At 71.9% G+C, this 12238-nt stretch carries 8 protein-coding genes; 5 read left to right on the forward strand and 3 right to left on the reverse strand.

Going from position 1 to position 12238, the window contains the following annotated elements:
• Nucleotides 1–30 precede the first annotated feature (30 nt).
• A complete protein-coding gene (locus tag OG594_RS30235; protein ID WP_266605088.1) occupies nucleotides 31–642 on the forward strand; it encodes a helix-turn-helix domain-containing protein in 612 nt (203 codons plus the stop codon).
• 15 nt (nucleotides 643–657) lie between these two features.
• On the opposite strand, the gene OG594_RS30240 is transcribed toward OG594_RS30235, so the two are convergent.
• Complete coding sequence (locus tag OG594_RS30240; protein ID WP_266605089.1) at nucleotides 658–1566, reverse strand: ADP-ribosylglycohydrolase family protein; 909 nt, start codon at nucleotides 1564–1566, stop codon at nucleotides 658–660.
• 260 nt (nucleotides 1567–1826) lie between these two features.
• Between OG594_RS30240 and glgP the strand changes: the two genes are divergently transcribed.
• A complete protein-coding gene (gene glgP / locus OG594_RS30245) occupies nucleotides 1827–4463 on the forward strand; it encodes an alpha-glucan family phosphorylase (RefSeq protein WP_266605091.1) in 2637 nt (878 codons plus the stop codon).
• A gap of 168 nt (nucleotides 4464–4631) precedes the next feature.
• On the forward strand, nucleotides 4632–5357 hold the full coding sequence (locus tag OG594_RS30250; protein WP_266605093.1) for a hypothetical protein: 726 nt from the start codon (nucleotides 4632–4634) through the stop codon (nucleotides 5355–5357).
• A 94-nt stretch (nucleotides 5358–5451) separates the two neighbouring features.
• On the opposite strand, the gene OG594_RS30255 is transcribed toward OG594_RS30250, so the two are convergent.
• Nucleotides 5452–7722, reverse strand: coding sequence for a M4 family metallopeptidase (locus tag OG594_RS30255; protein ID WP_266605095.1), 2271 nt, complete (start codon nucleotides 7720–7722; stop codon nucleotides 5452–5454).
• Between the two features lie 383 nt (nucleotides 7723–8105).
• Here OG594_RS30255 and OG594_RS30260 point away from each other — a divergent pair, with 383 nt between their 5' ends.
• Nucleotides 8106–9581, forward strand: a complete 1476-nt coding sequence (locus OG594_RS30260) for a sugar transferase (protein WP_266605098.1) — start codon at nucleotides 8106–8108, stop codon at nucleotides 9579–9581.
• Nucleotides 9582–9603: 22 nt separating this feature from the next.
• Here OG594_RS30260 and OG594_RS30265 read toward each other — a convergent pair whose 3' ends face one another.
• Nucleotides 9604–10548 carry a GDP-L-fucose synthase gene (locus tag OG594_RS30265; protein WP_266605100.1) on the reverse strand — a complete coding sequence of 315 codons (945 nt, stop codon included), beginning with the start codon at nucleotides 10546–10548 and terminating at the stop codon, nucleotides 9604–9606.
• 452 nt (nucleotides 10549–11000) lie between these two features.
• On the opposite strand from OG594_RS30265, the gene gmd reads away from it, so the two are divergent.
• A complete protein-coding gene (gmd, locus tag OG594_RS30270) occupies nucleotides 11001–12014 on the forward strand; it encodes a GDP-mannose 4,6-dehydratase (protein ID WP_266605102.1) in 1014 nt (337 codons plus the stop codon).
• The last annotated feature ends 224 nt before the right edge of the window (nucleotides 12015–12238 follow it).

Consider the following 12238-nt stretch of genomic DNA (forward strand, 5'->3'; position numbering starts at 1 on the left):
GAGTGACCGGTGATTCGGGGGTATTGAACGATGCGGTCGAAGACGACGGTCGCGGTCCGGCTGCCCGGGAGCGCGTCACCCGTGCCGATCGACGAGGCGCAGCGGCTGCTCGCGCAGCGGATCTCCGGCGAGACGGGCATGGGGGCGATCGTCGGCCGGTTCCTGAACACCCTGGGAGCGCACGGAGCCGAATGCGCGCCCAGGGATCTGGACCGGCTGGGACGGGTCGCGGCCGACCTGATCGCCGCCTGCCTGGCCGAGCAGCACGAGGGCGCGGGCGGGCGCACCGGAGACGAACCCGGGGCCGGTCCGGGCCCCCGCGCACTGCTGGAACGGATCGACACCTTCATCGACCACAACCTCGGCGACCCGGCACTGACCCCGCAGTCCGTTGCCGACCGCCACCACATCTCGGTGCGCCGGCTGCACCTGATGTTCCACGAGCGGGGGGAGGGCGTCGCGGCCACCATCCGCCGACGCAGGCTGGAACACTGCCACGCCGACCTCGCCCGGCCCGAACTGCTCGACCGGCCCATCCACGCCATCGCCGCCCGCTGGGGCTTCAGCAGCGCCGCCGTCTTCAGCCGCGCCTTCCGCGAGGCGTACGGCACCAGCCCCACCGAACGGCGCGCCCGCGCCTAGGCCGGGCGCAGGCCGCTACGCGGCTCCGTCGGGGATCCGGGCCGGTTCGGCCCGCGACCACCAGTCGGCCGGAACGCCCGACAGGCCCGCGCGGGCGGCCACCACACCGCCGACGATCGCGCACGTGGTGTCGCGGTCGCCCCAGCCCTCCAGCGTGCGCCACAGCGCCTCGGCCACGTCGTCCGGCTGCCCGGCGGCGCACCACAGCGCGAACGGCACCGTGTCCGGCGCCGAGATCCGCCAGCCCGAACCGAGCAGCTCCGCGGCCTCCCGCACGGTCGCCGCGGCCGGCAGCGCGGCCGCCGTCAGCAGCAGGTCCCGCACCTGCCCCGGCGGCACCCGATCGGCGACCTCCCGCAGGAACTCCGGGCGCCGCGGCGCCGGACCGCCCCGGCCCGCGGCCGCCAGCGCCGCCGCCACCGCCACGGCGACCGCACCCGCCACCGCCTCCGGGTGCGCGTGCGTGGCCAACGCCGAACGGCGCGCCTGCTCGACCACCGCGTCCATGTCCCCGTGGAAGAAGGCCCCGAGCGGAGCCACCCGCATCGCCGCCCCGTTGCCCCACGAGCCCTGGCCGCCGAACTGCCCGCCGGTGACGGCCCGCCAGTCCTCCCCGGCCCCGATCCGCTCCAGCACCTCGTGCATCGAGGCCCCGTACTGCCGGTACGCGTCCCGCGCGTACTCGGCGGCGAAGGCCGCGGCCAGCTCCGCCGGGCGCACCTCCCCGTACCGGACCAGGTGCGCGTGCAGCACGAGCCCCATCGCCCCGTCGTCCGTCCACGTCCACGGCCCCGGACGCAGCTCGCGCCCGGCCAGCCACCGCGCACCGGCCTCGGCGTCCCGTACGAACCAGCTCTGCCCGAAGGCGTCCCCGAGCACCAGCCCTTTTAGGCTGTCCCGCGCCGCACCCACCTCGTCGTCCATACGGGGGACACTGCCACATGGACGCGCGGGCGCCACCCGCATTGATCGGCGCGCAGTTGGACCCCGCTGCCCAGCCGGAGGTGCTGCGGCCGTATCCGGACGACCTGTTGGAGGAGGACCGGTCCCGTACGGGCCGACGGGCCCCGCCCGAGGGCCCATGGCCGGAACGCACGGGCGCCGCTAGCCTTCCCGGGGTGATGCGCGGGTGCACAGCGTGGTGCGGCCGCTCCGATCCGTAATCCCCTGCGAAGGTGGAACACGTGAAGGCTATCCGTCGATTCACCGTGCGCCCCGTCCTCCCGGAACCCCTGCTACAGCTGACCGAGCTCGCGCGCAACCTGCGCTGGTCGTGGCATTCCGAGACCCGTGAACTCTTCCAATCCGTCGACCCCGAGGGCTGGCAGGCCGCCGGCGGCGATCCCGTCCGGCTGCTCGGCGCGGTCTCCGCGACCCGGCTCGCCGAACTGGCCGCGGACCGCCGCTTCCTGCGCCGGCTCGCCGTCGCCGCGGCCGACCTCGATGACTACGTGAACGGCGGGAGGTGGTACCAGAGCCAGGAGAACGGCGCGGAACTGCCGGCCGCCATCGCCTACTTCTCCCCCGAATTCGGCATCACCGCCGCCCTACCGCAGTACTCCGGCGGCCTCGGCATCCTCGCCGGGGACCACCTGAAGGCCGCCAGCGACCTCGGCGTCCCGCTCATCGGGGTGGGCCTGCTCTACCGCCACGGCTACTTCCGCCAGTCGCTCTCCCGCGACGGCTGGCAGCAGGAGCACTATCCCGTCCTCGACCCCAACGAACTCCCGCTCGGCCTGCTCCGCCAGGACGACGGCACCCCCGCCCGCGTCTGCCTGACCCTGCCCGGCGGACGCACCCTGCAGGCCCACGTCTGGCAGGCCCGCGTCGGCCGCGTACCGCTGCTGCTCCTGGACTCCGACGTCGAGGACAACGACGCCGCGGCCCGCGAGGTGACCGACCGGCTCTACGGCGGCGGCAGCGACCACCGGCTGCTCCAGGAGATGTTGCTCGGCATCGGCGGCGTGCGCGCGGTGCGCGCGTACTGCCGGATCACCGGCCACCCCGATCCCGAGGTCTTCCACACCAACGAGGGGCACGCCGGCTTCCTCGGGCTCGAACGCATAAGGGAACTGGAGCGGGAGCAGGGCCTCGGCTTCGACGCCGCCGTCGAGGCGGTGCGCGCCGGAACCGTGTTCACCACGCACACCCCCGTCCCGGCCGGGATCGACCGCTTCGAGCGGGCCCTGGTCGCCCGGCACTTCGGGGAGGGCGGGGAGCTGTCCGGCGTACCGGTCGAGCGGATCCTGGAACTGGGCGCCGAGACCTACCCCGGCGGCGACCCCGGCGTGTTCAACATGGCCGTCATGGGCCTGCGCCTGGCCCAGCGGGCCAACGGGGTGTCCACCCTGCACGGCGCGGTCAGCCGGGAGATGTTCGCCGGGCTGTGGCCCGGCTTCGACCCGGTCGACGTGCCCATCACCTCCGTGACCAACGGGGTGCACGCCCCCACCTGGGTGGCTCCCGAGGTGGTCCGGCTCGGTGCCCGGCAGATCGGCGCGGGCCGTACCGAGGACGCCCTGTCGGTCGGCGGCTCCCCGCGCTGGGACGCGGTCGCCGAGATCCCGGACCAGGACGTGTGGGACCTGCGGCGGGTGCTGCGCGAGCAACTGGTGCAGGAGGTACGGGACCGGCTGCGCGCCTCGTGGCGCCAGCGCGGGGCCGCCGCGGCCGAGCTGGGCTGGGTCGACTCCGTGCTCGACCCCGACGTGCTGACCATCGGCTTCGCCCGGCGCGTGCCCTCGTACAAGCGACTGACGCTGATGCTGCGCGACCCGGACCGGCTGCGCAGGCTGCTGCTGGACCCGGAGCGGCCGGTGCAGATCGTGGTGGCGGGCAAGGCGCACCCGGCCGACGACGGCGGGAAGCGGCTCGTGCAGGAACTGGTCCGCTTCGCGGATGACCCGCGGGTCCGGCACCGGATCGTCTTCCTGCCCGACTACGGCATGGCCATGGCGCAGAAGCTCTACCCGGGCTGCGACGTCTGGCTGAACAACCCGCTGCGGCCCCTGGAGGCGTGCGGCACGAGCGGGATGAAGGCCGCGCTGAACGGCTGCCTCAACCTGTCCGTGCTGGACGGCTGGTGGGACGAGTGGTTCGAGCCGGACTTCGGCTGGGCCATCCCGACCGCCGACGGGCTCGGCGCGGACGAGGACCGGCGCGACCACCTGGAGGCGAGCGCCCTCTACGAGCTGATCGAGAACCGGGTCGCGCCCCGGTTCTACGACCGGGCCGGGCGCAGCGGACTCCCGGTGCGGTGGATCGAGATGGTCCGGCGCACGCTCGTCTCGCTGGGGCCGAAGGTGCTCGCCGGGCGGATGGTCCGGGAGTACGTGGAGCGGCTCTACACCCCGGCCGCGCTCGCGCACCGGGCCCTGGACGCCGGGGCGGCCCGTGACCTCGCCTGGTGGAAGGGGCGGGCCCGGGCGGCCTGGCCGCGGGTCTCCGTCGAGCACGTGGAGACGCTGGCCGCGGCTCCGGTGGGCGGCACCGCCGAACTGGGTGCCACCCTCACCCTGCGCGTGCAGGTGGCGCTGGACGCCCTCACCCCCGAGGACGTGGAGGTACAGGCCTTCGCGGGCCGGGTGGACCCGCAGGACGTGATCCGGGACGGGCGGAGCTTCCCGCTCAAGCCGGCCGCGGGGCCCGATCTGGAGGGTCGTTGGGTGTACGAGGGCCCGCTCGCCCTCGACCGTACGGGAGCCTTCGGCTACACGGTGCGCATCTTGCCCGCACACCCGCTGCTGGCGACCCCCGCGGAACTGGGCCTGGTCGCGGCCCCGGTGGAGACGGACGCCGGGGGCGGGGTGCTCCTGCGCTGACCTCGCGGGGGCCGGGCGGTGCGCCGTCGGTGCGCGCCGCCCGGCCTCATGGGTGAACCACGCTCGCGCCGGGTCTGCCGAAACGTTTTTGCGGAGTGCCCCGCTCCTACGCTGCCCGAGGATGCCACCGGACCGGTATCCGCGGAACCCGAGGAACGGACTCCCCCCATGCGTCTTCGCTCGACCGCCGCCGTGTTCGTCGGCGCTCTCGCGCTCGCCCTGCCCACCGCCGGCCCGTCGGTGGCCGATGACCACGGCGAACGCGCCCTCGGCACGCTGCACTACCAGTACCTGGACGCGGCCGGATCCGAGAGAAGGGGCCAGATCCGACCCGCCGACAACGACACCTGCTACCTGCTGACGCGCACCTCCCGCGACGAGCCCGCCATCGAGGTGCGCAACGAGACCGAGTCGCTGGCGGTGCTCTTCGACAACCGCAGCTGTGACGGCGAGGCGGAGAAGGTGCTGAAGCCGGGGGAGAAGGCGAAGCGGGTGGAGGTCGTCTCCGTCTACTTCAAGCCGGTGACCGAGCAGGACGCGGTGACCGGCGGGAACGGCGGCACCGGTGGGAACGGTGGGAACGGCACCTGGCCGGGCCGGGACGACCGGCCCCGGGACGACGAGGCCGACCAGGACCTGACCGACGGCAGCACCGGCAACACCGGCAACACCGGCGGCACCGGCGACAACGGGAGCACCGGCGGCAACGGCGGTACCGGCGACAACGGGAGCACCGGCGGCACCGGTGGGAACGGCGGCACCGGCACCTGGCCGGGCCGGGACGACCAGTCGCGCGACGACCAGAGCGACCAGAGCGACCAGAACCAGAACCGCGACGACGAGGAAGACGAGGAGGAAGACCTCCTCACCGCCATCTTCCGCACGCTGGGCTGACGTACGCAATGGAACAGGGCCGCCCGGGGAGGAATCCTCCCGGGCGGCCCCGTGGTCTATCTGCTCAGCCGTCGTTCACCCTGCCCCGGTGGGGTCAGAAGGTGAGCTTCCAGCTGTTGATGTAGCCGGTGTCCAGGCTGGCGGCGTCCCTGACACGGAGCTTCCAGGTGCCGTTGGCGACCTCGGAGGAGGCGTTCACGGTGAACTGCTGGACGATGTTGTCCGCGCTGCCGCCGGTGCGGTTGCGCAGGTTGTAGACGCTGCCGTCGGGGGCGACCAGGTCGACCACCAGGTCACCGACGTAGGTGTGGACGATGTTCACGTCCACCTTGAGGGCGCTCGGGGCGTTGCCCGTGCGCGTCACGTTGATCGGGGACTCGACGGTCGCGTTGTCCGCGATCTGGTAGTCCGTGGTGTTCTCGAAGACGCTCGGCTGCGTGGTGCCGACCGTCCAGGTGAACGCCGCGGTACCGGTCTGGTTCTGCGAGTCGGTCACCGTGACGGTCACGTTGGACGTGCCCGCGGTGGAGGCCGTGCCCGAGATCAGGCCGTTGGAGGAGTTGATCGACAGGCCGGCCGGCAGGCCGGTCGCCGCGTAGCTCAGCGCACCCGGGTTCGTGCTCGTGGCCTGGACCTGCAGGCTCACGGCGCTGCCCGTGACGGTGTTCTGGTTGGCGATCGGGGTGACCGTGACGCCGTTGGAGATGCGGGATCCGACGGCGACGCCGGCCCATGCGTTGGCGACGTTGTTGTAGATCGTCGAGCCCTGGCCGTAGAGGTCGGCGGCGGCCTTCAGGGTCTGGACGCGGGCGTCGGCGTAGTTGGTGTTCGACTTGAAGTAGCCGACCGTCAGCGCGCGGAACCAGATCTTCGAGGCGGCGTCCCGGCCGATCGCGGTGACGGGCAGGCCGTCCGCGGTCGGCGAGTTGTAGCTCACGCCGTTGATGACCTTGGCGCCCGAGCCCTCGGAAGCCAGGTAGTACCAGTGGTTGGCCGGGCCCGAGGAGTAGTGGACGTCGATGCCGCCGAGGCCCGAGTACCAGCTGTCCTTGGACGAGCCGTCCTTGCTCGGCTTGTCCATGTAGCGCAGCGGGGTGCCGTCGCCGTTGATGTCGATCTTCTCGCCGACCAGGTAGTCGCCGACGTCCTGCGGGTTGTTGGCGTAGAACTCGACGGCCGCCGCCATGATGTCGGAGGTCGCCTCGTTCAGACCGCCGGGCTCACCGCTGTAGGTCATGTTGCCGGTGACCGAGGTCAGACCGTGGGTCATCTCGTGCGCGGCCACGTCGGTGGAGGTGAGCGGCTTGTTGTTGCCCTCGCCGTCGCCGTACGTCATGCAGAAGCAGGAGTCGCTCCAGAACGCGTTGACGTAGGCGTTGCCGTAGTGGACCCGGGTGTACGGGGCCACGCCGTCGTTGCGCAGGCCGTTGCGGCCGTGCACGTTCTTGTAGTAGTCCCACGTGACGGCGGCGCCGTAGTGCGCGTCCGCGCCGGCCGTCTCCAGGTTGGACGGCAGGTTGTTGCCCCAGGTGTCGTCCGGGCCGGAGAACAGCGTGCCGGTGCCGGAGCCGGTGCCACGGTTCAGGTTGTACGTCTTGTGGTTGCCGCGCGCGGCGTCGGTCAGGTTCCAGGTGCTGCCCGACTGGGTGGTCCCGAGGGTCACCTGGCCGCTGTACATCGTGTTGCCGGTGCCGGTCTCGATGGCCTGCCACTCGGTGATCTTGGCGCCGGTCTTGGCGTTGGTCACCACGTGGAGCTCGTTCGGCGTGCCGTCGTGCTGGAGGCCGCCGACGACGGTCTCGAACGCGAGGACCGGCGCGCCTTCGGCCGCCCAGATCACCTTGCGGGCGCCCTTGGAGGCCTTGGCCTCCTTGGAGCCCTCGGCGTTCGCGGCGGAGACGGCCTGGCTCTCGGCGGCCGCCGGGGTGACGGTGGCGCTGGTGTCGGCGACCTTGATCTCGTGGTTGGTCGCCTTGGTCACGCTCTTGGTGACGCCGTCCTTGGCGTGGACGGTGAGGTCACCACCGAGGACCGGGAGTCCGTCGTAGGTGCGCTCGTAGGTCGTGTGCGTGGTGCCGTCCGCGTCCTGGACCACGTCGCGGACGACGAGCTTCTCGCCGCTGCCGAGGCCGAGCGCCTTGGCGGCCTGCACGGTGGTCGAGTTGGCCTCGGCCAGGAGCGTCGCACGCTCCGAGGCGCTGAGTGCGCGGTTGGCCGCGCCCGGGTTGGGCTGGGAGGCCGTGGGTGCCTGTGACGCGGTGGCGTCGGCGGTTGCGGTGCCGGTCTGGATGCCGACGGCGAGCAGGGCTGCCGCAGCAACGAGAGCGCCGGCCGCGGTGGCACGCCTCTGGGGGGTGGACCTCAACGCAGACTCCTTCTGCAAGGGGGGTTCCGGATGGCTGGGTGGGCCTCCGGGCAGAGCAGGGCTGGTGCGATGAACGGTCGAAGATTGCCACTCACGACGGCAGATGTCAGGGCCGCGTCAAAAGGTTGGCCGGAAAAGGTTCGTTGTTCGAAGATACGTATCCGGTATCCGGACCATTCACCTTCATGTGCTTCACCAGGCCATCCAGCATGCGGAATGCCTGATACCGCTTGCTAACACTTGCGCAACAAGGGGCTGCGTTGACCCAAACGGCATTTACCGTACGGGTGTTTGTCGTACTGTTTCCCGGTGCGGCAGATGTTCGTTGCCAGGGGAAGCGATGGGCACCCGCCACTGTCATAGACCACGTGCCAGGGGGGCCCATGAGGCATGTCCATATTCCTGCGCAAAGAGTGGCCCGAGCGGCCCGGGAGTCCCTTGCGCCCGCACGGCGCCTCGGGGACAAGGCCCGTTGGTACCGCCCGGCCGCCATCGCCGCCGATTTCCTCGGCGCCGCCATCCCGGTAGGGCTCGTTTTCGACGCCGCGCAGCAGGTCCGACCCGTCTACTGCGCCCTGGCCGCCGCCGTGGCGTGGACCGGGGTCCAGGCGCTGCGCCGGCGCTACGCGACCCGGGCGCTCGGCGAGTCCCGCGGTGTCCTGCCCGTCCTGCACGACTGGCTGATTCTGATCGGCGTGCTGGCCGTGGCGCGCGTGGTGACCGAAGAGGCCACCCCCCGACTGTCCGCCCTCGGGGCCCTGCTGCCCGCCCTGCTCATCACCGTCGCCGTCCACAAACTGACCTACCGCCACCTCTCGGCCGCCCGCCGCGAGGCCCAAGCCGTCAGCCGGGTCCTGGTCGTCGGCGAGCCCGACGCGGCCGAGGACGTCATCGCGCACCTCGCCGCCCGCACCGACCACCCGTACGTCGTCGTCGGCGTGGTCCCGGTCGGTGCCGGGCCCCTCGCCAGCGGCGTACCCGTGGCGGCGCGGCTCGACGGAGGCGCCGCCGAGACCCCGAACGGCGACTCGGCGGCCGTGCTCGGCGCCGTCGCCAGCCACCACGCCGACCTGGTGCTCGTGGCCCCCGGCGTGCGGATCACGGGGGAGCGGCTGCGCCGGATCGCCTGGGCCCTGCACGACGCGGGCCTCGAACTCGCCGTCTTCCCCGGTCTGGTGGAGGTGTCCGTCAAGCGGCTGGAGACCCTGTCCGCGGGCGGGCTCGCGGTGCTGCGCGTCGCGCCGCCCGTCAGTCGCGGGGTGCAGACCCTGCTCAAGTCGGCCCTGGACCGGGTCGGCGCCGCGGCCGGACTGCTGCTGCTCTCCCCGTTCTTCCTGGGGATCGTCCTGGCCATACGGTTCGGCTCGCGCGGTCCGGCCTTCTACCGTCAGCGGCGGATCGGTCGCGACGGGGTCCCGTTCGTCATGTGGAAGTTCCGCACGATGGTCGTGGACGCCGACGCCCTGAAGGCCGAGCTGTCCGGGTCCAACGAGAACGACGGCCTGATGTTCAAGATGCGCCGCGACCCCCGGGTCACCCGGGTGGGCCGGCTGTTGCGCCGCACTTCGCTGGACGAGCTCCCGCAGCTGATCAACGTACTGATCGGCAACATGTCGCTGGTCGGCCCGCGCCCGCCGCTTCCGGAGGAGGTGGCGAAGTACGACGAGGTCGAGCTGCGCCGGCTCACCGTACGGCCCGGGATGACGGGACTGTGGCAGATCAGCGGGAGGTCCGACCTGTCCTGGGACGAAACCATCCAACTCGACCTGCAGTACGTCGACAACTGGTCCTTCACCAGCGACGTCGACGTCATGGGCCGCACGCTCCGCGCCGTCGTAGACGGTCGCGGAGCGTACTGAGGGGCCTGGGCCGCCTGTGCGATCAGCTCTGCTCGCGCCACCACTGGTACGTGGCGGCGATGCCGTCCCGCAGCGGGATGCCGGGCTTCCATCCGAGCGACGTCAGGCGGCTCACGTCCAGCAGCTTGCGCGGGGTCCCGTCCGGCTTGGACGTGTCCCAGGCGAGCCGCCCGCGGAAGCCGGTCACCTCGGCGACCGTCTCGGCCAGCTCCTTGATGGTCAGGTCCTCGCCGCAGCCGATGTTGACGGGCTCGTCGCCGTCGTAGGTGTTCAGCAGCACGGCGCAGGCCGCGGCCAGGTCGTCCACGTGCAGGAACTCCCGGCGCGGGGTGCCCGAGCCCCACAGCGTGACCTCGTCACGGCCTTCGGCGGCGGCCTCGTGGAAGCGCCGGACGAGGGCCGGCAGGACGTGCGAGGACTCCAGGTCGAAGTTGTCGCCCGGGCCGTAGAGGTTCGTCGGCATGGCGGAGATGTACGAGGCCCCGTACTGCTTGCGGTAGGACTGGACCTGGACGATGCCGGCGATCTTGGCGAGGGCGTAGGCCTCGTTGGTCGGCTCCAGCGGGCCGGTCAGCAGGGCGTCCTCGTGGATCGGCTGCGGGGCCAGCTTGGGGTAGATGCAGGACGAGCCCAGGAACAGCAGCCGGCCCACGCCGGCGGCGTGGGCGCCGCCGATCACGCTGAGCTGGATCTGCAGGTTCTCCTCCAAGAACTGCACCGGGTACGTGCTGTTGGCCATGATCCCGCCGACCTTGGCGGCGGCCAGCACCACGGCGTCCGGGCGGACGTCCCTCAGGTACGCGGCGGTTGCGGCGGCGTCGCGCAGGTCGAGGTCGGCGCGGCCCCGGGTGAGCACCTCGTGGCCGTCGGCGGTGAGCCGCCGGGCGACCGCGGACCCCACGAGGCCGCGGTGGCCCGCGACGAAGACGCGGGCGTTCGGGGGCAGGAGCGGCAGCGAACTTGTCATACCGCCGATGATGCCAGTCCGCTGCCGCGGGGGCCGCAGGGGTCCACGGCCCGAGCCCGCGCCACCGGCGCGGCCCCGACCGCGGCGGACCTCACGGTCCAGGCGGCCGGCGCGCGCCCGGCCGCGCGGGACACGCCCCGCGGCCCAGAACCCGTCGTCGACCCGCATCCGGCGGGCCAAACGGTGCCAGCAGCGGCCGACGGCCGGCACCCGGCCGTCGGGTCGGTCGGGATCTCGGCCGGCTCCGGAACCGGGGGCGTGCCGGGCGGCGTCAGGACCACGAGACGGCGGGCGCCCCGCAAGGGGCGGCCGGGGCGGCCGTGTACGGTACGCATCCAGCCCCCTGCCCGCGACCCGACCCTTCCGCGCGCCGCCCCGCAGGGCCCGGCTCCGCACCCACCTCGAGGCACCGCCTCACCACGACCGACAGAAACAACCAGCAAGGGGACCCCATGGGCAAGACCGCACTGATCACCGGAGTCACCGGACAGGACGGCTCGTACCTCGCCGAACTCCTGCTCTCCAAGGGCTACACGGTGCACGGGCTGGTGCGGCGGTCCTCCAGCTTCAACACGGAGCGGGTCGACCACATCTACCAGGACCCGCAGACCGCCAACCGGTCCTTCGTCCTGCACCACGCCGACCTCTCCGACGGCGTCGCCCTCGTGAACCTGCTCCGCGACATACGCCCCGACGAGGTCTACAACCTCGGCGCCCAGTCCCACGTCCGCGTCTCCTTCGACGCCCCGCTCTACACGGGCGACGTGACCGGCCTCGGCGCGCTGCGACTGCTCGAGGCCATCCGGGCCAGCGGTGTCGACACCCGCATCTACCAGGCCTCGTCCTCCGAGATGTTCGGCGCCACCCCGCCCCCGCAGAACGAGGCCACCCCGTTCCACCCGCGCAGCCCGTACGGCGCCGCGAAGGTGTTCGCGTACTGGACCACGGTGAACTACCGCGAGGCGTACGACATGTTCGCCGTCAACGGGATCCTCTTCAACCACGAGTCCCCGCGCCGCGGCGAGACCTTCGTGACCCGCAAGATCACCCGCGCGGTGGCCCGCATCAAGGCCGGTCTCCAGGACCACCTCTACCTCGGCAACCTCGACGCGGTGCGCGACTGGGGCTACGCCCCCGAGTACGTGGACGCCATGTGGCGGATGCTCCAGCAGGACGAGCCCACCGACTACGTCGTCGCCACCGGGGTGGCGGCGACCGTCCGCGAGTTCGTCGAGTCCTCCTTCACGCACGCCGGTCTCGACTGGACCGAGCACGTGCGCTACGACCCCAAGTACGAGCGCCCGAGCGAGGTCGACGCCCTCATCGGCGACGCGTCCAAGGCTCATGACCTGCTTGGCTGGAAGCCGACGGTCCTGGTGGCCGAGCTGGCGCAGATCATGGTGGACGCCGATATCCGTCAGGTCGAGGACCAACTGGCGGGCGTGACGGTCCGCATCGACCGCTGAGGCCTTATATTTCCCCTACGGTTTGCCGTGTTCCGGCCATACTCCGCAGCTCTACGGGGGTGTGGCCGGGGTAAACCTGCCGTATGTCCCTTGTGCACCCTCCAGGCTGAACCTGTTGATTCCAAGTTGGTATGCAATGGGTCAAGAGAGGTGACCAGGCCTGCAACTGAGCCCTAGTCTGCGCCAGTACATATGGCTGTTCGGATAGTTCCAGCCATCAAACC

It is taken from the genome of Streptomyces sp. NBC_01214, assembly GCF_026340975.1.
Lineage (GTDB): Bacteria > Actinomycetota > Actinomycetes > Streptomycetales > Streptomycetaceae > Streptomyces.